Source organism: Nocardia sp. NPDC041819 (assembly GCF_055590505.1).
Genome location: NZ_JBVJAP010000001.1, coordinates 939,916 through 959,782 on the forward strand (window position 1 = coordinate 939,916; position 19,867 = coordinate 959,782).

The 19,867-nt window shown below is 69.6% G+C and carries 22 protein-coding genes and 1 pseudogene; 13 read left to right on the forward strand and 10 right to left on the reverse strand.

Annotation, left to right across the window (positions count from 1 at the left end; translation table 11 throughout):
* Window positions 1-8: 8 nt before the first annotated feature.
* Both ACZ6DL_RS04480 and ACZ6DL_RS04485 read left to right on the forward strand, forming a co-directional pair.
* Window positions 9-455 (forward strand): B-4DMT family transporter, encoded by a 447-nt coding sequence (locus ACZ6DL_RS04480; RefSeq protein WP_466048946.1) that lies wholly within the window; start codon window positions 9-11, stop codon window positions 453-455.
* A 196-nt stretch (window positions 456-651) separates the two neighbouring features.
* Window positions 652-906 carry a hypothetical protein gene (locus ACZ6DL_RS04485; RefSeq protein WP_062973566.1) on the forward strand — a complete coding sequence of 85 codons (255 nt, stop codon included), beginning with the start codon at window positions 652-654 and terminating at the stop codon, window positions 904-906.
* Between the two features lie 85 nt (window positions 907-991).
* On the opposite strand, the gene aroB is transcribed toward ACZ6DL_RS04485, so the two are convergent.
* The 5 genes and pseudogenes from aroB to ACZ6DL_RS04510 all read right to left on the reverse strand — a co-directional run bounded on the left by aroB (window position 992) and on the right by ACZ6DL_RS04510 (window position 5,861).
* On the reverse strand, window positions 992-2,113 hold the full coding sequence (gene aroB / locus ACZ6DL_RS04490) for a 3-dehydroquinate synthase (protein WP_040867583.1): 1,122 nt from the start codon (window positions 2,111-2,113) through the stop codon (window positions 992-994).
* 194 nt (window positions 2,114-2,307) lie between these two features.
* A pseudogene (locus tag ACZ6DL_RS04495) lies at window positions 2,308-2,997 on the reverse strand (shikimate kinase); the annotation flags it as partial.
* On the reverse strand, window positions 2,994-4,202 hold the full coding sequence (aroC, locus tag ACZ6DL_RS04500) for a chorismate synthase (RefSeq protein WP_466048948.1): 1,209 nt from the start codon (window positions 4,200-4,202) through the stop codon (window positions 2,994-2,996). The gene aroC and the pseudogene ACZ6DL_RS04495, both read right to left, overlap by 4 nt.
* A 96-nt stretch (window positions 4,203-4,298) precedes the next feature.
* Window positions 4,299-5,147 (reverse strand): universal stress protein, encoded by an 849-nt coding sequence (locus ACZ6DL_RS04505; protein WP_466048950.1) that lies wholly within the window; start codon window positions 5,145-5,147, stop codon window positions 4,299-4,301.
* Between the two features lie 240 nt (window positions 5,148-5,387).
* Complete coding sequence (locus ACZ6DL_RS04510) at window positions 5,388-5,861, reverse strand: prepilin peptidase (protein WP_466048951.1); 474 nt, start codon at window positions 5,859-5,861, stop codon at window positions 5,388-5,390.
* Between the two features lie 223 nt (window positions 5,862-6,084).
* Between ACZ6DL_RS04510 and ACZ6DL_RS04515 the strand changes: the two genes are divergently transcribed.
* From ACZ6DL_RS04515 to ACZ6DL_RS04530, 4 genes are read left to right on the forward strand one after another with little or no spacing between them, the layout of a single operon-like run.
* Window positions 6,085-7,212 (forward strand): M24 family metallopeptidase, encoded by a 1,128-nt coding sequence (locus ACZ6DL_RS04515; RefSeq protein WP_466048953.1) that lies wholly within the window; start codon window positions 6,085-6,087, stop codon window positions 7,210-7,212.
* Between the two features lie 48 nt (window positions 7,213-7,260).
* Window positions 7,261-7,824, forward strand: coding sequence for an elongation factor P (gene efp, locus ACZ6DL_RS04520; RefSeq protein ID WP_040867576.1), 564 nt, complete (start codon window positions 7,261-7,263; stop codon window positions 7,822-7,824).
* A 34-nt stretch (window positions 7,825-7,858) separates the two neighbouring features.
* The gene (gene nusB / locus ACZ6DL_RS04525; RefSeq protein WP_040867601.1) at window positions 7,859-8,368 is read left to right on the forward strand and encodes a transcription antitermination factor NusB; all 510 of its coding nucleotides are present in this window, start codon (window positions 7,859-7,861) and stop codon (window positions 8,366-8,368) included.
* Complete coding sequence (locus tag ACZ6DL_RS04530) at window positions 8,365-8,628, forward strand: YciI family protein (RefSeq protein ID WP_040867575.1); 264 nt, start codon at window positions 8,365-8,367, stop codon at window positions 8,626-8,628. Before nusB ends, ACZ6DL_RS04530 begins: the two co-directional genes overlap by 4 nt.
* A gap of 267 nt (window positions 8,629-8,895) precedes the next feature.
* Here ACZ6DL_RS04530 and ACZ6DL_RS04535 read toward each other — a convergent pair whose 3' ends face one another.
* A complete protein-coding gene (locus ACZ6DL_RS04535; RefSeq protein ID WP_466048955.1) occupies window positions 8,896-10,158 on the reverse strand; it encodes an SLC13 family permease in 1,263 nt (420 codons plus the stop codon).
* A 219-nt stretch (window positions 10,159-10,377) separates the two neighbouring features.
* Between ACZ6DL_RS04535 and ACZ6DL_RS04540 the strand changes: the two genes are divergently transcribed.
* The 4 genes from ACZ6DL_RS04540 to ACZ6DL_RS04555 all read left to right on the forward strand — a co-directional run bounded on the left by ACZ6DL_RS04540 (window position 10,378) and on the right by ACZ6DL_RS04555 (window position 13,413).
* The gene (locus tag ACZ6DL_RS04540; RefSeq protein WP_157114169.1) at window positions 10,378-10,866 is read left to right on the forward strand and encodes a DMT family transporter; all 489 of its coding nucleotides are present in this window, start codon (window positions 10,378-10,380) and stop codon (window positions 10,864-10,866) included.
* A gap of 62 nt (window positions 10,867-10,928) precedes the next feature.
* The gene (locus ACZ6DL_RS04545) at window positions 10,929-11,435 is read left to right on the forward strand and encodes a DMT family transporter (protein WP_391462692.1); all 507 of its coding nucleotides are present in this window, start codon (window positions 10,929-10,931) and stop codon (window positions 11,433-11,435) included.
* Between the two features lie 101 nt (window positions 11,436-11,536).
* Entirely contained in the window at window positions 11,537-12,070 is a 534-nt protein-coding gene (locus ACZ6DL_RS04550; RefSeq protein ID WP_466048957.1) for a DUF4334 domain-containing protein, read from the forward strand.
* A gap of 116 nt (window positions 12,071-12,186) precedes the next feature.
* Window positions 12,187-13,413 (forward strand): FAD-dependent oxidoreductase, encoded by a 1,227-nt coding sequence (locus ACZ6DL_RS04555; protein WP_466048958.1) that lies wholly within the window; start codon window positions 12,187-12,189, stop codon window positions 13,411-13,413.
* 16 nt (window positions 13,414-13,429) lie between these two features.
* Here ACZ6DL_RS04555 and ACZ6DL_RS04560 read toward each other — a convergent pair whose 3' ends face one another.
* Both ACZ6DL_RS04560 and ACZ6DL_RS04565 read right to left on the reverse strand, forming a co-directional pair.
* On the reverse strand, window positions 13,430-14,596 hold the full coding sequence (locus ACZ6DL_RS04560) for a serpin family protein (RefSeq protein ID WP_466048959.1): 1,167 nt from the start codon (window positions 14,594-14,596) through the stop codon (window positions 13,430-13,432).
* A gap of 42 nt (window positions 14,597-14,638) precedes the next feature.
* Entirely contained in the window at window positions 14,639-15,622 is a 984-nt protein-coding gene (locus tag ACZ6DL_RS04565; protein ID WP_466048961.1) for a quinone oxidoreductase family protein, read from the reverse strand.
* Between the two features lie 84 nt (window positions 15,623-15,706).
* On the opposite strand from ACZ6DL_RS04565, the gene ACZ6DL_RS04570 reads away from it, so the two are divergent.
* Window positions 15,707-16,282: a TetR/AcrR family transcriptional regulator gene (locus ACZ6DL_RS04570; RefSeq protein WP_466048963.1), complete on the forward strand. Its 576-nt coding sequence runs from the start codon at window positions 15,707-15,709 to the stop codon at window positions 16,280-16,282.
* Between the two features lie 188 nt (window positions 16,283-16,470).
* Here ACZ6DL_RS04570 and ACZ6DL_RS04575 read toward each other — a convergent pair whose 3' ends face one another.
* Both ACZ6DL_RS04575 and ACZ6DL_RS04580 read right to left on the reverse strand, forming a co-directional pair.
* Complete coding sequence (locus ACZ6DL_RS04575) at window positions 16,471-17,184, reverse strand: HD domain-containing protein (protein WP_466048964.1); 714 nt, start codon at window positions 17,182-17,184, stop codon at window positions 16,471-16,473.
* A 59-nt stretch (window positions 17,185-17,243) separates the two neighbouring features.
* A complete protein-coding gene (locus ACZ6DL_RS04580; RefSeq protein WP_466048966.1) occupies window positions 17,244-17,870 on the reverse strand; it encodes an alpha-ketoglutarate-dependent dioxygenase AlkB in 627 nt (208 codons plus the stop codon).
* A 351-nt stretch (window positions 17,871-18,221) separates the two neighbouring features.
* On the opposite strand from ACZ6DL_RS04580, the gene pyrR reads away from it, so the two are divergent.
* Together pyrR and ACZ6DL_RS04590 are read left to right on the forward strand one after the other, a co-directional pair.
* A complete protein-coding gene (gene pyrR / locus ACZ6DL_RS04585; RefSeq protein WP_396978927.1) occupies window positions 18,222-18,854 on the forward strand; it encodes a bifunctional pyr operon transcriptional regulator/uracil phosphoribosyltransferase PyrR in 633 nt (210 codons plus the stop codon).
* Window positions 18,855-18,894: 40 nt separating this feature from the next.
* Window positions 18,895-19,854, forward strand: coding sequence for an aspartate carbamoyltransferase catalytic subunit (locus ACZ6DL_RS04590; RefSeq protein WP_466048968.1), 960 nt, complete (start codon window positions 18,895-18,897; stop codon window positions 19,852-19,854).
* The last annotated feature ends 13 nt before the right edge of the window (window positions 19,855-19,867 follow it).

The window sequence follows — 19,867 nt, forward strand, 5'->3', positions numbered from 1 at the left end:
TGGTGCGCATGAATGCTTGGGTGTTGCGGGCGATCGTGCTCGGTGCGCTGGTCGTCTTGCTGCGCGCCGCGCTGGGGTTCGCGATGGTGTACTGGCCGACCCACGGGGCGTTGATGCGTGCGCTCGCACTGATCGTGCTGGTCGCAGCCGCCCTGTACTGGGGTTTCCTGGACGGACGCAAGGACAGGGCGGCCCAGCCCGATCCCGACCGCGGCACCGACCTGACACTGCTGTGGCTGAAGGCCGCGGTGGTGGCCGGCGTCGGCAGCGGTCTCGCCGCCTGGCTGCTCGACTGGTTGCCCAAGTTCGACCTGGGAGACAACGGCCTGCTCTTCGAACTCACCGCGGCCGCGGCGTTCATCGTCCTGCTGATCTTCATCTTCGCCCTCATCGGCGTGGGCATCGGCCGCGCTCTCGCCGACCGCGCCGCAAGCAAACAGTCCACCCCCGCCTGACCCGACTCGCGCATCGACGCAATCGGATGGACGGCGGGTGATCCGCGAATGAAGTCGCTCGTCCGCGTCATTTGCTGACCCATTGCCATAGGTGGTGATGCGGCCGACCGGCAGGCGCCGGTGCGTGCCCCCTTTCCGCTGCGGACGCCGCCGGTTATGCTGCTGTGCAATGCATTTCAACGGGAGGGGAAGCGTTGTGCTGATTCGATTCGGGGTCACCGCGGCGATGGCGATCGCCGCGTCCGCGTTCGTGTTCGGCGGTCAGGCGGCGGCGAAAGCCGATGGTTGCGCCTCGGCGCAGCCCAAGTGGGGGTTCCAATGCGTGTCGTCGGCGTCGAACGTCTCGCTGGCGAGCTGCATGAAGGACGCGCCGCTCTGGAACGATCACGCGGAGTGCGTTCCGCGAAACGACGGCAGTGGTAGGTACGACCTCTGGGTTCCGTCCCACTGAGACGAGCAACGGCGGACCCTCCTGGAGGGTCCGCCTTTGCTCGTTCGGTCGAACACCACCGTCCGGCACCGGACGTGTCATGGCTCTACAGCAGGATGCCACCGGTGTCGGGCTTGCCTTCGCGCGCCACGGCGGAGTAGGCGGCGGCCAGCAACGTGGGGTCGGGTCCCTCGAGTCGGCCCGGCTTGGCGAGACCGTCGAGCACGACGAAGCGCAGCACGCCGGAGCGAGTCTTCTTGTCGGTCTGCATGGCGTCCAGCAGTTGCGGAAGCGCGTCGGCGTCGTAGCTGGTCGGCAGCCCGACGGCGGTAAGGATCGCGCGATGACGGTCGGCGGTGTCGTCGTCGAGACGGCCCGCGAGACGGCCGAGTTCGGCGGCGAACACCAGCCCGACGGAGACCGCCGCGCCGTGCCGCCACCGGTAGCGCTCCCGCCGCTCGATCGCGTGCCCGAGGGTGTGACCGTAGTTGAGGATCTCGCGGAGGCTGGACTCCTTCAGATCGGCGGCGACGACGTCGGCTTTCACCTGGATCGCGCGGCGGATCAGCTCCGGCAGCACCTCGCCGGACGGGTCGAGGGCGGCCTCGGGGTCGCGCTCCACCAGATCGAGGATCACCGGGTCGGCGATGAAACCGGCTTTGATGATCTCGGCCATGCCCGCGACGATCTCGTTGCGCGGAACCGTCTCCAGCGTGGCCAGGTCGACGAGCACGGCGGCGGGCTCATGGAAGCAGCCGACCAGGTTCTTGCCTGCCTCGGTGTTGATTCCGGTCTTGCCGCCGACCGCCGCGTCGACCATGGCCAGCAGTGTGGTGGGCACGTGCACGATGCGCACCCCGCGCATCCAGGTGGCGGCGACGAACCCGGCGAGGTCGGTCGCCGCGCCACCGCCGAGGCTGACCACGACGTCGTTGCGGGTCAGGCCGATGCGCCCGAGCACCTCCCAGCAGAACCCGGCGACGGCCAGGTCCTTGCCCGCCTCGGCGTCCGGGATCTCGACGCGATGTGCGTCGATGCCGGTGTCGGCCAGCGCCTTCCGCACCGCTTCGGCGGTCTCGGCGAGTGGCGGCTGATGGAAGATGGCCACGGTGCGCACGCCTTTGGTCGCGCCGCTGACCGACTCGACGAGTTCGCCGAGCAACCCGCGACCGATGATCACCGGGTACGGGTCGGCGGTCCGGACTTCGAGACGACTCGGCTCTGTCACGTGGCTTGCTCCGATTCTGTTGTTGCTGTTGTCGACTGCTGACGCGCCCGGGCGCGGGCACGGCGTGCGCGGGCACGCCTGGATCGGTTGCCGGCCGCGGTCTCGCCGTCGCTCGTTCCGCTCGCGGCGTCGGGCTCGCTCGTGCGGCCCCTGCGCGTACGGCGGGATCGAGCGGTGGTGGGCGCCGCCGATTCCTTCGTGGCACCGGTTTCGGTGGCGGTGCTCTCGCCCTGATCGGCGGTCGTACGCCGGGCCGCGGCCCTGGACCTGGCGCGACGCCGGGACCGGGATCGGCTGCTGCCCTGCGGAATTCCGCTCGGTGGCGGCCGGAGATCCGCTTCGGCGTGCTCGACCGGCTCCATCCCGAGCTTGGTCATGATCATTCGTACCACCCGGCCCGGACTGCGACCGTCGGTGCGGACCCGGACGGTGGCCACCTCCCGGTAGAGCGGCCTGCGGGCGCGCATCAGCTCCCGGTACTTCGCGCCTGGGTCGGCGCCGTTGAGCAGCGGCCGCTGGGTGCTCGCGCCGGTGCGCCGAAGGCCCTCGGCCACACTGATCTCCAGGTAGACCACGGTGCGGCCGCGCAGAAGGGCCCTGGTGTCGGCGGACAGCACGGCGCCGCCGCCCAGCGAGACCACACCGCGCTCGGCGAGGACGGCGCGGCGCACCACCCGCTCCTCGATTTTGCGGAATTCGGGCTCACCGTCTTCGGCGAAGATCTCCGGGATGGTGCGACCGGTCTCGCGCTCGATACCCGCATCGGTGTCGTAAAGCTCGACGCCGAGTTCCCTGGCGAGCTTGCGGCCGATCGTGGACTTGCCCGCCCCCGGCGGTCCGACCAGCACCACGCGCGGGGCGCGCGGATCGGTCTGCACGATCATTGCGACCGACTGTCCGCGGGCACGTGGGGGCGAGTGCTGATGCGCTTGATGTAGCTGGTGATGTTCTCGACCGTCTCGGTGAGCGAATCGCCGCCGAACTTCTCCAGCGCCGCCTGCGCGACGACCAGCGCCACCATGGATTCGGCCACAACGCCCGCCGCGGGAACGGCGCACACGTCCGAACGCTGGTGGATGGCGACGGCCTCGTCTCCGGTGGTCATGTCGACGGTGGACAGCGCGCGCGGCACCGTCGAGATCGGCTTCATGGCCGCACGCACGCGCAGCGCCTCGCCGTTGGTCATGCCGCCCTCCAGGCCGCCGGCGCGATTGGTGGAGCGCAGCACGCCGTCGGGGCCGGGCCGCATCTCGTCGTGTGCCTGGCTGCCGCGGCGGCGCGCGGTCTCGAAACCGTCACCGACCTCGACGCCCTTGATGGCCTGGATGCCCATGAGGGCGGCCGCGAGCCGCGCGTCCAGCCGGTTCTCGCCGCTGGTGAACGAGCCGAGGCCGACCGGAAGTCCCTCCACGACCACCTCGACCACGCCGCCGAGGGTGTCGCCGTCCTTCTTGGCCGCCTCGATCTCGGCGATCATCGCGGCTTCGGCGTCCTTGTCGAATGCCCGCACCGGGCTCTCGTCGACCGCCGCGAGATCGGCGGCGGTCGGCACGATGCCGGAGGTGTTCCGCGCCGTGCCGATCGACACGACGTGCGAGACGACCTCCGCGCCGAACGCCTGGCGCAGGAAGTTGCGGGCGACGGTGCCCGCCGCGACGCGCGCGGCGGTCTCCCTGGCGCTGGCGCGCTCGAGCACGTTGCGGGCGTCGTCGAAGTTGTACTTGAGCATGCCGGAGTAGTCGGCGTGCCCCGGCCGGGGGCGGGTCAGCGGTGCGTTGCGGGCCAGCTCGGCGAGTTCGGCCGGATCCACCGGATCGGCGGACATCACGGTGGTCCACTTCGGCCACTCGGAGTTGGCCACCTCGATGGCGACCGGGCCGCCCATCGTGCGCCCGTGGCGCACACCGCCGACGACGGTGACCTTGTCGGCCTCGAACTTCATCCGCGCGCCGCGGCCGTAGCCCAGCCTGCGGCGCGCGAGCTGCGTGGAGATCTCGTCCGACGTCACCTCGACGCCTGCCACCATCCCCTCGAGGATGGCGACGAGAGCGGGACCATGGGATTCTCCAGCAGTTATCCAACGCAGCACGTCGTTCATCTTCCCATGTCGACGCCGGTGCTCGGGAACGTGGCCCGCCGTGACGACGCGCACGCCGGAGGAGGGGCGATACCACCCGCCGACGCCTCAGCGGGCTATGACGATGGGGCGATCCACCGAGCGCAGCAGCGCGTCACCCACCGAACCGAACAGCAGCCGTCCCAGGGCTCCGCGGCCACGGTTGCCCACCACCAGCAGTTGCCCGTCGCGGGAGCGTTCGAGCAACTGCCGCTCCGGCCGGTCGCGGACGACCTCGCGCCGGATGGTGAGCTCCGGGTACTGCTCCTGCCAACCGGCCAGGCTCGTGGCGAGCAACGCTTCCTCGGTCCGGCGCAGCGCGGTCCAGTCGGTGCCGATGGCGCCGAGCGGCTCGACCTCGCCCCAGGTGTGCACGGCCACCAGTTCGACCCCGCGCAGCGAGGCTTCGGTGGCCGCGACCTCGATGGCGGCTTGCTCGGCGGCGGAGCCGTCCACCCCGACGATCACCGGCCCGGTGCCGGCCCGGTCCCACAGCGGCGTCTCGGCAGGCACCACCGCCACGGGGCAATCGGCGTCCCGGGCGACGGCGGTGCTGACCGAGCCGAGCAGGACTCGCTGGACGCGGCCGATACCGCGGGTGCCGACCACGAGCATCGCCGCGCTGCGAGAACGCTCGATCAGGGCGGTGGCGATGTGCGCGGTGCGGATCTCGGTGCCGATGGCGATGTCGCGCACGGTACGCGCGGCCGCTACCGCGGCGTTCGCGGCGCGCTCGATCGCCTCGTCCGCTTCGCGCACCCGCAGCAATGCCGCCGGGCGTGGCGGATCGTCGTCGTCGGAGACGAGCGGCGACTCGACTACCAGCGCGATGTGCAGGGGCGCGTCGTGCAGCGCGGCGGTCTGCGCCGCCCAGCGGACCGCGACGATCGATGGGTCCGAACCGTCGGTCCCCACCACGATCGGTCTCCGCGACGAATGCCTCGGATGCACTGGGTGGCTCCTTCCCGACGCCGCTTCCGCTGTCCTGGCCACTCGACCGGGCGACTCGCCGAACTGCCGGCCCCGCGAGTGCCGCCGCGGTGGCCGCTCGGAAAGTCGTTGCCCGCGACTGATGCTACCGATGAATTGCTGTGTATTTGCTGGCTTCGTGATCGCGGGGTGTGCTGTGGAGACGTGCCTGCGCAGTGGCGGACGAACTCAGGTCGAGCCCAGGGCCGACGACAGCAAAGCCAGCAAAGTAGCCAGGCACATCGCGGGACCGTGCGGCACGGTGACCGCGCGGTTGCCTGGCCCGGCGGCACGAGAGGTGAATGCGCCCCGGCGGGCCGATGCGCCGAGCGCGGCACACGCGGTGAGTATCGGTGCTCCGAGTGCCGCCCACACCCACGGCCGCGCACCGCCGAGTGCGGCAGCCCCGCCCAGCATCACCGCGAGCTTGACGTCGCCCGCGCCCAGCGCGGCGGGTGCGGCGAGATGTACCAGCAGGTATGGCGCGGACAGAAGCAGTGCGCCCAGCAGTGCGGCGGTGAAATGCCCTGTGTGCACGGCGTATCCGAGGACCGTCAGCGCGCCCGTACCGGTCAGTCCGTTCGGCAGGCGGCGTTCGCGCAGGTCGAACACTGTCAGGACCGCGCACCACACGGTGAGGACGGTGCATGCGAGAATGGTCATGCCTCCACCTTCACCCGGCACAGGCGCGGGAAAGCCGGGCCGACCCGGAATGTGCACAACATGGTCGGATGTGAACAGGCTGTTGTTCAGCAGTGGCCATCGATTGTGAGAAACAGTGCGTGCCAGCGGTTTTCGCGAGACTTCTCACGCAGCGAACGCGGCGGACGGCCGGCGAGCACGTGTTGACTGTCGGCGTGCGGGGGGTCGGCGGTAGTTTTGAGGTATGTGTGCAGATCACCAGGGTCATGTGCCGGACTACGCGGCGCGGCGTGGCGCGCTGCGCAGCCTGCTGGTGGAGAACGGGGTGGACGCCCTACTGGTCACTGATCTGGTGAACATCAGATATCTCACGGGGTTCACCGGCTCCAACGCGGCGTTGCTCGTGCACTCCTGGGACACGCGCACCGCCGAGGAACGCACGGTGATCGGCACCGATGGCCGGTACCGGACCCAGGTCGCCGAGCAGGTGCCCGACCTGCGGGCGGAGATCGCTCGGGCCACCTCCCGGCGGATCGTGCAATTGGCGGGGGAGTGGCAGGTCGGCCGGGTGGGCTTCGAAAGCCATGTCGTCACCGTCGAGCAGCATCGCGGTTTCCTCGAACAGCGCACCGGCCTGCAGTTCGTCGCCTCGCCCGGGCTGGTGGAGCAGTTGCGCATGGTGAAGGACGCCTACGAAGTGGAGCAGTTGCGCGCGGCGTGCGCGGCGGGCGACGCCGGTCTGGCCGCGCTGCTGGAGCGGGGCGGATTGCGGCCCGGTCGCACCGAGCGCCAGGTGGCCCGGGATCTGGAATGGGCCATGTTCGAGCACGGCGCCGCAGCGGTGTCGTTCGAGACCATCGTGGCCACCGGCCCGAACTCGGCTGTCCCACACCATCGTCCGACCGACGCCGTGCTGGCGGCGGGCGATTTCGTCAAGCTGGACTTCGGGGCGGTGGTCGGCGGCTACCACTCCGACATGACCCGTACTTTCGTGCTCGGCACGCCGAGCGACTGGCAGCGCGAGGTGTACGCGCTGGTCGCCGCGGCGCAACAGGCCGGGCGCGAGGCGCTGCGGCCGGGGATTCCGGTGGCCGACGTGGACGCGGCGTCGCGGGCGGTGATCGAGGCTGCCGGGCACGGGAAGTTGTTCGTGCACGGACTCGGTCACGGGGTCGGTCTGCAGATCCACGAAGCGCCCGGAATCGCGAAAACCGGAACCGGTACACTTCTGTCTGGCGTGGCGGTGACCGTCGAACCAGGTGTGTACTTTCCCGGCCGCGGCGGGGTCCGGATCGAGGACACGCTCGTGGTGCGCGAAGGGGGCCCTGAGCTGCTCACCCACACCAGCAAAGACCTGACCGTCGTCGCCTGACGCCGGTCTGCCCGAGACCAAGCGGTAGAACGAGGAGATCCGAAGACAGTGGCGGACACCAGCGACTTCAAGAACGGCCTTGTGCTGAAGATCGACGGTCAGCTCCAGCAGATCATCGAGTTCCAGCACGTCAAGCCGGGCAAGGGCCCCGCGTTCGTGCGGACCAAGCTGAAGAACGTCGTGTCCGGCAAGGTCGTCGACAAGACCTTCAACGCCGGTGTGAAGGTGGAGACCGCCACCGTCGACCGCCGCGACATGACCTACCTCTACCACGACGGCTCGGACTACGTCTTCATGGACGGTGAGACCTTCGACCAGATCTCCATCTCCGAGGCCACCATCGGCGACGGCGCCCGCTTCCTGCTGGAGAACATGAACGTGCAGGTCGCGATGCACGAGGGCGCGCCGCTGTATGTCGAGCTCCCGGTCTCGATCGAGCTCGTGGTCCAGCACACCGATATCGGCCTGCAAGGTGACCGCTCCACCGGCGGCACCAAGCCCGCCACCCTGGAGACCGGCGCCGAGGTGCAGGTCCCGCTGTTCATCAACACGGGCGACAAGCTGCGCATCGACTCGCGCGACGGCAGCTACCTCGGCCGGGTCAACGCCTGAGCGCCCGGGCCTGCGAATCCGGGATGATGTGACCGTGGCTGAACAGCCCGTGGACAAGAAGTCCGCGTACAAGAAGCTCGGCGCACGGCACAAGGCCCGCCGCCGGGCGGTCGACCTGCTGTTCGAGGCGGAGGCCAGAGACGTCGACGCCGCCGACCTGCTCGACGAGCGCGCCGAACTCGCCACCCGCGACCAGTCGGTCGCGCCGGTGCACCCCTACACCCGCACTTTGGTCGGTGGCGTAGCCGACGACCTCGACCGGGTGGACGGCACCATCGAGTCGTACCTGCAGGACTGGACCCTCGCGCGTCTCCCCGCCGTGGACCGCGCGATCCTGCGCATCGCGGTCTGGGAGCTGTTCCACGCGAGCGACGTCCCGCCGGTCGTCGCCGTGGACGAGGCGGTGGAGCTGGCCAAGGAGCTGTCCACCGACGATTCCCCGTCCTTCCTCAACGGCGTGCTGGGGCAGGTCGTCCTGGTGGCGCCGCAGGTGCGCGCCGCGGCGGCCGCGACAAGGGCGCCCCGCCCGGAGCCCGAGCCGTGAACAAGTACCTCGTGCTGGTGATGCGTACTCCGCGCTTCGACGCTGCCGTGACCGAGCCGCACCGGCAGTTCCTGCGGTCGCTGCACGACCGTGGGCAGTTGCAGGAGAGCGGCCGCTTCACCGACGGCACCGGTGGCGCGTACGTGATTCTCGCCGAAAATCTCGACGCCGCACGGGAAATAGCGTTCACCGATCCCGTGCACACCACCGGCGCCTCGGAACTGACCGTCTACGAGTGGGAAATCACCACACCGAACTGAGGGCGCCGCAGCGCCGCATCCTCGTTTCGGTCCCGGTATAGGCGCTCCCACGGTCCAGTTCGGCTCACCGCCCGAAGCCGAAGGCGATGCCCGTTCTCACCGCGGTCGTTCCGACGCCGCCCAGCGCCTCGCCCCGGTTTCGAAGGTGGAACTCCCGCTGGTGGGTGTACGGATGACCAGCGGGAGCACGACCGATCCTCGTACCTCGACCGCACTCGAGGTCAAGCCGGCGTCGCAGGCACCGATCGGCGACCGCTGTCTCGGCGGCTAACCCGTGATCAACAGCGCCGCGACCGCGCCGGCGGTAGCGGTCACCGCGAGGACGAGGCCGGTCAGGACGAATCGCTTCAGCGGAACGCGCACATCGTGCATGCGGCAGAACTCCAAGCACAGCAGCGTCGCGAGCGAGGCCCACGGCGTGACGATCGAGCCGATATTGGTACCGATCAACAGCCCAAGAAGCTGATCGCCGTTCTGCCGGGGAATCACCGCCTCGCCCGCGGTGTAGGCCGGCAAGTTGTTCGCGATGTTCGAGAGGCCGGCGCCCGCCGCGGCGGCCCGGAACGCACCGGACGCACCGGGATCGGTCCCGATCAAGGCGTGCATCGCGTCGGCGAGGCCGAACCGGCTCAGGGTGGGCACCACCAGAAACAGGCCGACTACGAAGACGAGCAGCCGCCACGGGATGAGCGACAGCCGCAGGGCGGCGCGGTCGAAGACGGCGAACGCCGCCACGGCGATGAGCGCCGCGAGCGTCGCGGCGATTCCGATCCGGTCGCCGACGAGGGGGATCGCGATGACGAACAGCGAACAGGCGCCCGCGGTGGCCAGCAGCAGCGAGCGCTCCCGGAAGTTCGCGGGGCGGATCGGCTCGGGCGGCACGTAGCGATCGGCGTCCCGTCGTCCTCGCCGCCAATACCACAGCCACAGGCACACCATCGTCGCCGCGATCGAAACCAGTTGCGGCGCCCACATCTTCGCCGCGAAGCCGGTCGCGGTCAGTGCCACGCGATCGGCGGCGAGCAGATTGGTGAGATTGGAGACCGGCAACAGCAGACTCGCGGTGTTGGCCAGCCACAGCGTGGTCATGGCCAGCGGAAGCGGCGGAATGCGGGCGGGCGCTGCGAGGGCCAGCATGACCGGGGCGATCAGCACTGCCGTGGTGTCGAGATTCAGCACGATGGTCGTGGCGGAGGCGAACAGGACGCAGAGTCCGAACAGCGCGGGATAGTGACCGCGACCGAGGATCGCGAGCCGATGGGCGATGACGTCGAAGACCTTGGCCTGCCTGGTCAGTTCGGCCAGCACGATCACGCTGGCGAGGAACAGCAGCAACGGTCCGACGCGGCGCATGTTCGCGACGGCCTCGGCACGGGGCAGGAGACCGGTGAGCACACACAGCAGACCTGCCCCCAGCAAGGCGAGCCGGACCCGGTCCAGGACGCTCAGCCGCGGCTTCGATGCCGGCGTGGCCGGGGCGGAGGGCGAGTTACGTGAAGAGGAATCGACCAGGTCGCGCACGAGTGCCATGATCGCAGCCCTTCGTTCGCGCCCCTTTCGGTCGGGGCGGCTTATGCAGTCGGCTCCCCACGGATTACCCGTTGAACGTGCCGTTATCCGATGGTACGTTATTCAAGTCACAGGTCGGCCCGGATGTCGGCTCGAACACATCAGGCCGTTTCTGGGGCCCGGGGTGCGTCCGAGCAGACTTCGGTTCTCGTCCGCCGCCGAATCAAGGATGTGTTGCCCATGAGCATCGCCATCGGACTGGTCTTTCTGTTCATCTTGGTCGGAGGCAGCCTACGGTCGGCCGAAGCGGGCTGTCAGAACACGTTGATGGACCACATGAAGAACATGTGGCTCTGCGCCGTGATCTCCTACGCCGTAGCACTTACCGGCTTTTCGATTTTCCTCGCACTGTCGTCGAAGTCGCCGTGGCCGACGCTCGACGACCTGCGGAACATGCCGTGGTGGGCGCCGTTCGGCGGCTTGCTGGGCGGCGCGGCCGTGATGGGAATGATCGCCGTCGCCCGATATGTCGGTGTGGCGACGTTCAGCGCGCTGGTGATCGTCGGCGAGATGGTGGTCGCCGTGATCATGGACCACTTCGGACTGATGGGATTCGACGAGCGATCCGCCAGTCTGCCCCGTCTGCTGGCATGCGGGCTGATCACGCTCGCGATCTACCTGATGGCCGACGAGCCCGCGGCCGGCGAGCCCAGGGTCAGCGTCACCTGACACGAGAACACCCACCGCTGCCGGTCCAACCATCCAACCTTCGCGCCCTCCGAGGATTCTCGATGACGGTTCAGACCGCCGAAAAGACCCGTGCCGCCCTGCCCCGCGCCACGATGGCACTCATCTTCGCATTCATCCTGGTCGGCGGTGCGCTGCGCTCCGTGGAAGCCGGATGCCAGAACTCCCTCAAGCTCGCACTGAAGAATGTCTGGCTGTGCGGCGTGATCTCCTACGCCGTGGCATTCACCGGCTTCGCGATCTTTCTCACCGTGGCGCTGCTGGTTTCCTCCCGTCGGCCATGGCCGACGCGGCTCGACATCCGAAGCATGCCCCGGTGGGCGCCGTTCGGAGGTCTCCTCGGCGGGGCCGCGATCCTGGCGATGATCTCGGTGGCTTCCGATGTGGGCGCGGGCACCTTCAATGCCCTGATCATCGCGGGGCAGATGTTCGGTGCCCTCGCGATCGATCACTTCGGGCTGATGGGTTTCCCGCGGCGGGCGGTGAACTCCAAGCGCATCGTCGCTTGTGTCATGATCATCGCCGGGATCTATCTCATGGCGACTTACTGACCACGCGGGCGAGGCACGCCCAGGACCTACTGGTCTGTTGCGTTCTGAGAGACCGATAGGGTATCTCTCGCAACGTTGCCTCGCCGAGGGAAGTAGGAGACATGGCCACGAACGAGCTGACCGTGACGGACGTCCGCACCACGCAGGAGGCGTGGGCACTGTTCGACCGCCTCCCCGCGGCGCCGGTCGAGGAGATCACGACGGGGCGCTGGCGGGGAGAGGAACTGCACACGGGCCATCCGATGGATGGTGTGCTGGTGGCTTCGGGCTGGTACGGCAAGCAGTTCGACGGCCCCGACCACGTGCATCCGCTGCTGTTCACCTCGGGCGGCGAGGTTTTCCCGATCGATCCGCGCCGCGTCCCGCTCGGCCTGGCCGGGCGGGTGCCGCTGTCCGGGGTGCGTGCCCTGCGCAAACTGCTGCCTGCCCTCGCTCCCGCGCTGCGTACGCGCAAACCTACCGCGCGTCTGCGTGCGGTCGAATACCGCGGCGTGACGAGTGCCGCGATGGTCTACGACCACCTGCCGATCATCGATCACTTCCGGCGCGCCGACGAGCACACCCTGCTCGGCGTGATGGATTTGCGCGGTATGGCCGAACCGTACTTCTTCGTCTTGCACAGGGACATCGGCTAGGCGGCCGCGGATCGGGTCGGCCGCCGCCGATCCGGATCCGGCGCCGCGCCCACCGCACTAGGATTTGCGCGACAGGCGAGACCTTGCGGGATGCGGCGACCGAGGAGGCACAGTCGATGGAACGCACGACATGCCTGGTGGTCGGCGGGGGACCGGCCGGAATGTTCCTCGGGCTGCTGCTGGCCAGGGCCGGTGTCGAGGTCACGGTGCTGGAGAAGCACACGGATTTCCTCCGTGACTTCCGCGGCGACACCGTGCATCCCACCACCCTCGATCTGCTCGATGAACTGGGTCTCGGCGCCGAATTCGCGAAACTTCCCACGCGCAAGGTGGATCAGGTGCAGTTGCCGATCGCGGGCGGCCTGCAGACCCTCGCGACGCTGAAAAACCTGCCGGGCAAGCACAAATATGTCGCCATGGTGCCGCAATGGGATCTGCTGGATCTGCTCGCGCGTGCCGCGGCGGCCGAGCCCACCTTCCGCCTGCGGATGAATACCGAGGCCACCGACCTGGTCTGGATCGACGGACGGGTCGGTGGCGTCGTCTACCGCACCGCCGACGGCGCGACCGGCTCGATCGAAGCCGACCTCACCGTGGCCTGCGACGGCCGTGGCTCCCTGCTGCGGTCGGCCGCCGGGTTGTCGGCACACACCTGGTCGACGCCGATGGACGTCTGGTGGTTCCGCCTGCCGCGCACCGAGATCGACCCCGTAGGCGCGCTGCCGATCGTCAGCGCCCGGCGGGTGGCGGTTCTGCTCGACCGCGGCGACTACTGGCAGTGTGCGACGTTGATCGCCAAGGGCGCTGACGAATCCGCCCGCCGCGGACCGGTCGAGGACATCATGCGCGGCCTGGCCGAGGCCGCGCCCTGGCTCCACGACCGGGTCGACGCTTTGTCCGGCTGGGATGAGGTCAAGTTGCTGGAAGTGAAACTCGACCGGCTGACCCAGTGGTACACCCACGGCCTGCTCTGCCTCGGCGACGCCGCCCACGCCATGTCCCCCGCCGGTGGCGTCGGCATCAACCTGGCTGTTCAGGACGCCGTCGCCGCGGCGAGAATCCTCGCCCCGCCGCTGCTCTCGGGCGCGCTGCGGATCAGGGATCTGGCGAAGGTGCAGCGACGGCGCAGATTGCCGACCGTCGTGACGCAGGGCATGCAGCGGCTCCTGCACGCCATCGCGATCGTTCCGGCCCTCGACGGGCGAATCGACATCGCGAGCGCTTCCCGCGCCCCGTTGCCGGTCCGGATCCTGCGCCGCGTCCCCGTGATACGCAGCGTGCCACCGTACTTGCTCGCTCGCGGCGTCTTGCCGGAGCACGCTCCGCACTTCGCCCGGCGGTAGCGGTCCGGGCGTGTGCTCAGGCCGGAATGTCGGGGGAGGAGGCGGGCGGGGTCGCGATCCAGCCCGCGACGGCCACGAGACCGGTCGGGCGGTGTACGGCCAGGAAGCCGAAGGGCCGGTCGAAGTTCACCGAGACGACAGGTGCGAAGTGGTGCCGCAGCGCCGCCGCTGCCGCGCGTAACGCGAAGGACGTCACGGCGGCGGCCTCGAAGCCTTCATGGCTGAACCGGGCGAGGACCTCCTGCGCTCCTCGACCGACGCAGAGCGGGAAAGGCGAGATCGCCGGGAAATGGCCCTGGGTGCAGTCGGTCGCGGCGGTCAGGCCGAACAAGCCGGACCCGGTGAGCAGGTCATGGGTGGATCGAACCTCGAAGGGCGGCAGCCGGATTCGCAGTTGACCGGTGCCGGTCGGCACCTGCTCGGAGCGCACGGCGAGGCCCGGCCCCTCGGTGCCGACCGGCAGCTCGGAGCGAACCGGCACGGTGCCGGCCAGCGCCGCCAGGCCGGTTCCGAGCACGGTCCCGGATCGGCCCGTGCCGAGCAGCAGGTGGACGTCGAGGTCGGCCACACCTTCGACGACGACACGCGTGACCGGCTCCGGCGCGTCCAGGATCGCGGCGTTCGCCAGGTCTGTGCTCGCGCGGGACAACCCGGGGCCGCGATGCCCCTGCCACGGACCGTCTTTCGGGGTCAGCGTCGCGACCTCGAAGGGCACCTGCCACCGGGTCTTCGCGACCAGCGCGGTGGCGAGCACCAGCAGCGTGCCGGGATCGACCGAGAGGGGGAACCGCTCGATGAGCCCGTCGGTATGCCGGGCCGCCCAGCTGTCGAACTCGGACTGGCCGGCCAGCCGGGCGAGAACTCCCTCGGGCAGCGCCTGCGACCAGGCTTCGTGCAGCGGAAGATCATGGCGCACCCACACGCCCAGTGCCGCCGACACCGCGTCCGCGCGCTGGAGGTCGTGCAGCAACCGGAGCGCTTCTTCCCGGGCGTTCGCCGCGGGTACGCCGATCGCCGTCGACAGTTCGTCCCGTGCCGGACCGTCCGCCGCGGAGGCGAGCAAAGCCAGCAGCGGCCAGACGCCCGCGCCGGACACCACGACGTCTCGCTCGCCCGCCGCCGCGCACCAGCGTGCCGTGAGGGCGTTGGCGGCGCCGACATGGGATTCCAGGGAAGTCCGCACGGAATCCACCCTAGCCATGGCGGCGCAGGCTTCGCGCCGCTCTCAGGACGTGGCGCCTTCAGGGCGCAGCACGATTTTGCCCAGCGGAGCCCGGTTCTCCAGCAGCCGATGCGCGTGACTCGCCTGGTCGAGTGGCAGAACCGTCTCGACCAGCGGATCCAGCCCACCCGCCGCCGCGCGGGCCAGCACGGCTCCGCGCGCCTGCGCGACTCGGTTCAGCCAGTCCGGCCCCGCGCAGCCGGTGAAGGTCAACCCGCGCATGATCAGGTCGGTGGCCGACACCTGCGCGGGTGCGCCGGACAGCCAGCCGTAGCCCAGCATCCGTCCGCGCAGCGGAGTCATGAGATCGAGGAGGCCGGAAGCGCTCGCACCGCCGATCGAATCGAACACCACGTCCACCGTTGCGCCGCCGAGCGTTTCACGTAGCCGGGTGGTCCACGCGGGATCGTTGTGGTCGATCACTTCGTCGGCGCCCAGCTTGCGCGCCCGGGCCGCTTTCTCGGGACTGCCCGCGGTGCCGATGACACGAGCCGCCCCGAATTCTCCGGCCAGTTGGGTCAGGGCGCTGCCGACGCCCGTGGCGGCCGCCTCGATCAGGACGGTTTCGCCGCCCGTCAGCGCGGCGGTCTCCAGCAGTGGAATCGCCACCGATCCGTTCATCAGCACCGCGGCGGCGTCGACGAAGGACAGGCCGTCCGGAATGGGCGCCACGGAATCAGCGGGCGCGGCCACGAATTCGGCGTAGGCACCGAAACCTCTGGTCGCCACTACGACTCGCTGTCCGAGCAGCGCGGAGTCGACCTGGGCGCCGACCTCCGTGACGACTCCGCCGGCCTGGAAACCGAAGGTCAGCGGCGGTGGCGCGGCGAGCGGGAACTCGCCGGAGCGCAGCTTTGTCTCCGGGAACAGCACCGGTATCGCCTCGGCTCGGATCACCACCTCGTCCTCGGCCGGTCGCGGCGCGGGGACCTCCTCGGCCACCAGCACGTCGGGGTCTCCTACTGCCGTCATTACGATTGCCTGCATCACGAACTCCATAAGTTGACTAGCGGTCCAATTGATTACTCGATCATATGGACCGCTGGTCAACTTGTCTAGAAGGCGGGTGCGATGGGCGACGGACGGCCGAGAGAACGGGCGGACGCGGCGCGTAATCGACGGGCGATCCTGGAGGCCACCAGCGCGCTGCTCGCCGAGCACGGCGCCGAGGCGATCACCATGGAGCGTGTCGCGGCGGCCGCCGGAGTGGGCAAGGGCACCATCTTCCATCGCTTCGGCAACCGCGCCGGACTCTTGCACGAGATGGTCGCCGAGAGCGCGCTCACACTCATGGACGCGATCACCAGCGGCCCACCGCCGCTGGGTCCCGGTGCGCCCGCCGATGCCCGCTTGATCGCCTACTTCGACGCGATGGCGCGGCTGGTGATCGACAATTCCGAGCTGATGGTCGCCTATCGCACCGAGCCGCCGCATCCGCGGACCGCCGAGTTCCACGCGTTCTGGGACAACCACATCACCACGTTGCTGCGCGAAGCGCGTCCGGACCTGGACGCGGAAGTGGTCGGGCGGCTGCTGCTCGGCGCGCTGAGCGCCGAATTGGTGCCTGCCATGGTCCGGGCCGGTGAGACCGATCGGTTGCTGGCGGCGGTGCGGGAGTTGGTCGAGTCGGTGCTGCGCACGCCCTGATCGCTCAACCCTCCGCGCGTTGATCGCTCCGTGTGCCCGGGGCGGCGGCCGTGGACCGCGTCGGCGCGTCGGCAAGAGTTCGTCCGCGCCGGATCGGTACGGGTTCGGGTCGCAAAGGCTGTTCTCGGGGTGCCCGGTGTTCGATTCCGTTGTGCCGCACTGTCTTCCGGTCCGGGGCTGTGCGGCGATCAGTCCCGCGACAGGATGGCCTCGAAGCGTTCGTCCGCGCGGTCGAGTTGGTCGAGGATGTGCTGCCGGACGTGGTCGGCCAGCGGTGTGTCCGGGCGGGTGACCAGGTCGCGATAGACGTCGGTGAGCGGGCGGTATTTGGCGGCGAGCTTCGTCATCGCGGGGCCGGTGGCGTAGAGGATGCCGACGCCGTTGTCGGTGAAATCGGAGAGTTTGATGACGCGGGCCCACGGGTCCCGGTCCAGGTTGGCTGCGACGTGTTCGCGGTACTGCGCCTGCCGGTCGCGCGCCGGATCCGGTTCGGGATTGGTCACCGCGGCGACGAGATCGGCCACTCGCGCTCCGAACCGATCGGTGAGCGCGTCCAGCGCGGCGTCGACGGCCGGGCCGGGGCGATCGGCGGCCAGTTCGGCGGCGTGGTCCTCGACCGAGTCGTGCAACAGCCCCGCCGCGACCACATCGGGATCCCGGACCTCGTAGTGGCTGATGATCCGAATCGTCACGCGCAGTAGGTGACTGAGGTACGGCTCGCGGCCGTACCGGTCGTCACGGTGCAGGTGGGCCGCGAGATCGAGCGCCGCGGCCAGGCGCTGCGTGTCCGGAAGTTCGGCGATTTCCAGTAGTAGTCGTTCCCGCAGCCCGGCTTCGCCGTAGACCTCGCTGATCGTGTGCAGCGGCATCACGGCCAAGACCCCCGCCCCTGGATTGCTCATGTTGCCAGGCTAACCGGACATGGCGACACGTGACGGGCGACGGAGCGCCCGGGGCCCGCTCAACGGACGCCGCGTGGGCGGTACTGAATGCTGATCCGCGGACCGGTGGGTTTGCGTGTCTTCGGCACCGCGTGCTCCCAGGTGCGCTGGCACGAGCCGCCCATCACCAGTAGATCGCCGTGGCCGACAGCGTATTTGATGCTCGCGCCGCCGCCGCGCGGCCGCAGCAGCAGCGCCCGCGGCGCCCCGATCGACACGATCGCGACCATGGTGTCGTGTGTGGCCCCGCGGCCGATGTCGTCGCCGTGCCACGCGACGCTGTCGCGCCCGTCCCGGTAGTAGCACAGGCCCGCGGTGCGGAACGGCTCGCCGAGTTCGTGCCGGTAGTGCTCGCTCAATGCCCTGCGGGCGTCGGCCAACGCCGGGTCCGGCAGCGGTTCGTGCTCGGAATAGAACCGCAGCAGCCGGGGCACGTCGACCACGCGGTCGTACATCGGCCTGCGCTCGGCTCTCCACGGCACGCGGTCGACGAGTCGGTCGAACAGCGCGTCCGCGCCCGAGAGCCATCCGGGCAGTAGATCCACCCAGGCCCCGTGGCCGAGCACGGTCCGGCGCGTATCGCGCAGCGGCGCGAATTCGGTGTCGCCGAATCCGTCGAGCAGCGATCCCTGCAGCGGTGTGGACATGCGGCCGAGCGTACCGCTGATCGAACGTATGTGCTAGCGGTTTTCGGCCATGACTGCCGGATATCGTGGTGCGGATCCGGCCCCGGCTCGCCGGGGGCGGATGGCGGAACGCTCTCCGGGCCTGGGGCGATCCGGTGGCGCCGCTCGATCGCCCTGCGGCTCTGGGCGGCCGGGATCTCGGACTGATTGTCGCGGCCCGCCGGTAGCGCACGACCGCGTCCCCTGCGGCGGTCAGTGGCCCCGCTCACAGCGTGATATGCCTGGTGAAAGCGGGGCTGACGGCGCTGATACGCTGCTTGCCGTAAGACATCCTTTAACGGACCGTCCGGTGAGGCGGGGAAGGAGGTCGGCATGGCCGTGCCCGAAGAGCGGGTCGCCAAGTCCGGCGCTGCCGAGACATCGCAGCGACATACCCCGGAGTGGGTGGCGGCGGGGCGAGAGCTGTTGTCGGCTTCGGATGTCGGGCGGACCGTCGCGCGCATCGCGCATCAGATCATCGAGAAGACCGCGCTGGACGCGGGTGAGCCGGACGCGCCGCGGCTGGTGCTGATCGGCATCCCCACCCGGGGAACCACCCTGGCGGCGCGGCTCACCGAGAAGATCGAGGAATTCTCCGGCGTCCGCCCGGCTCTTGGCTCGCTGGACATCACCCTCTACCGCGATGATCTGCGCAGCCGTCCGCACCGGCCGCTGGAACGCACCTCCGTTCCGGAAGGTGGCATCGAGGACGCGCTGGTGGTTCTGGTCGACGACGTGCTGTTCTCCGGTCGCACCGTCCGCTCCGCGCTCGACGGCCTGCGCGACCTGGGCCGCCCGCGCGCGGTGCAGCTGGCGGTGCTGATCGACCGCGGTCACCGGGAACTGCCGATCCGCGCCGATTACGTGGGCAAGAACGTACCGACCAGCCGGTCCGAGGACATCTCGGTCCTGCTGTCCGAACACGACGGCCGCGACGGCGTCTACCTGCACCAGGAGGAGGCGTGATGGAACTGCCACACGCCGGCTCGCGGCAGGAGGCATCCTCGTGAGGCATCTGCTGTCGGTCGCCGCGCTGGATCGCGCCGCCGCGACCGAACTGCTCGACGAGGCCGAGCGGTTCGAACAGGCCCTGCTCGGCCGCGAGGTGCACAAACTGCCCACGCTGCGTGGGCGCACCGTGATGACGGTCTTCTTCGAGAACTCCACCCGGACCCGGGTCTCGTTCGAGGTGGCGGGCAAGTGGATGAGCGCGGACGTGATCAACGTCAGCGCGAGCAGTTCCTCGGTCGCGAAGGGTGAATCGCTGCGCGATACCGCGCTGACCTTGCACGCCGCGGGCGCCGACGCGTTGATCGTGCGACACCCGGCGTCCGGCGCCGCGCACCAGATCGCCCGCTGGATGGACGAGTGGGCCGTCTCGGCAGGACGCGCCTCCGGCCCGGCGGTCGTCAACGCGGGTGACGGAACACACGAGCACCCGACCCAGGCCCTGCTGGACGCGTTGACGTTGCGGCAGCGGCTGGGGGACATCGAGGGCAAGCGGGTCGTCATCGTCGGCGACATCCTGCACAGCCGGGTCGCGCGGTCCAACGTCTTCCTGCTGGCCACGCTCGGCGCGGAGGTCGTGCTGGTCGCCCCGCGCACGCTGCTTCCGGTCGGCGTGGAGAGCTGGCCCGCCCGCGTCTCGCACCACTTGGACGCCGAACTGATCGGCGCCGACGCGGTGCTGATGCTGCGCGTGCAGGCCGAGCGGATGAACGGCGGGTTCTTCCCGTCGGCGCGCGAGTACTCGATCACCTACGGGTTGTCCGAACGCAGGCTGGCCCTGCTGGAGGACCACGCCGTCGTGCTGCACCCCGGACCGATGCTGCGCGGCATGGAAATCGCGTCCTCGGTCGCGGACTCGCCGAAAGCCGCAGTGCTGCAACAGGTCACCAACGGCGTGCACCTGCGGATGGCGGTCTTGTTCCGCCTGCTCGTCGGGACACAGGAGTTAGTGGCATGAGCGGTCAGGCCCG

Excerpts from the sequence above, each read along its gene's own strand:
- ACZ6DL_RS04480 (WP_466048946.1), top strand. The coding sequence starts at position 9 with ATGAATGCTTGGGTGTTGCGGGCGATCGTGCTCGGTGCGCTGGTCGTC.
- ACZ6DL_RS04510 (WP_466048951.1), bottom strand. The coding sequence starts at position 5,861 with ATGACCATTCTCGCATGCACCGTCCTCACCGTGTGGTGCGCGGTCCTG.
- ACZ6DL_RS04515 (WP_466048953.1), top strand. The coding sequence starts at position 6,085 with ATGTGTGCAGATCACCAGGGTCATGTGCCGGACTACGCGGCGCGGCGT.
- ACZ6DL_RS04535 (WP_466048955.1), bottom strand. The coding sequence starts at position 10,158 with ATGGCACTCGTGCGCGACCTGGTCGATTCCTCTTCACGTAACTCGCCC.
- ACZ6DL_RS04540 (WP_157114169.1), top strand. The coding sequence starts at position 10,378 with ATGAGCATCGCCATCGGACTGGTCTTTCTGTTCATCTTGGTCGGAGGC.
- ACZ6DL_RS04545 (WP_391462692.1), top strand. The coding sequence starts at position 10,929 with ATGACGGTTCAGACCGCCGAAAAGACCCGTGCCGCCCTGCCCCGCGCC.
- ACZ6DL_RS04550 (WP_466048957.1), top strand. The coding sequence starts at position 11,537 with ATGGCCACGAACGAGCTGACCGTGACGGACGTCCGCACCACGCAGGAG.
- ACZ6DL_RS04555 (WP_466048958.1), top strand. The coding sequence starts at position 12,187 with ATGGAACGCACGACATGCCTGGTGGTCGGCGGGGGACCGGCCGGAATG.
- ACZ6DL_RS04565 (WP_466048961.1), bottom strand. The coding sequence starts at position 15,622 with ATGCAGGCAATCGTAATGACGGCAGTAGGAGACCCCGACGTGCTGGTG.
- ACZ6DL_RS04570 (WP_466048963.1), top strand. The coding sequence starts at position 15,707 with ATGGGCGACGGACGGCCGAGAGAACGGGCGGACGCGGCGCGTAATCGA.
- ACZ6DL_RS04575 (WP_466048964.1), bottom strand. The coding sequence starts at position 17,184 with ATGAGCAATCCAGGGGCGGGGGTCTTGGCCGTGATGCCGCTGCACACG.
- ACZ6DL_RS04580 (WP_466048966.1), bottom strand. The coding sequence starts at position 17,870 with ATGTCCACACCGCTGCAGGGATCGCTGCTCGACGGATTCGGCGACACC.
- pyrR (WP_396978927.1), top strand. The coding sequence starts at position 18,222 with ATGGCCGTGCCCGAAGAGCGGGTCGCCAAGTCCGGCGCTGCCGAGACA.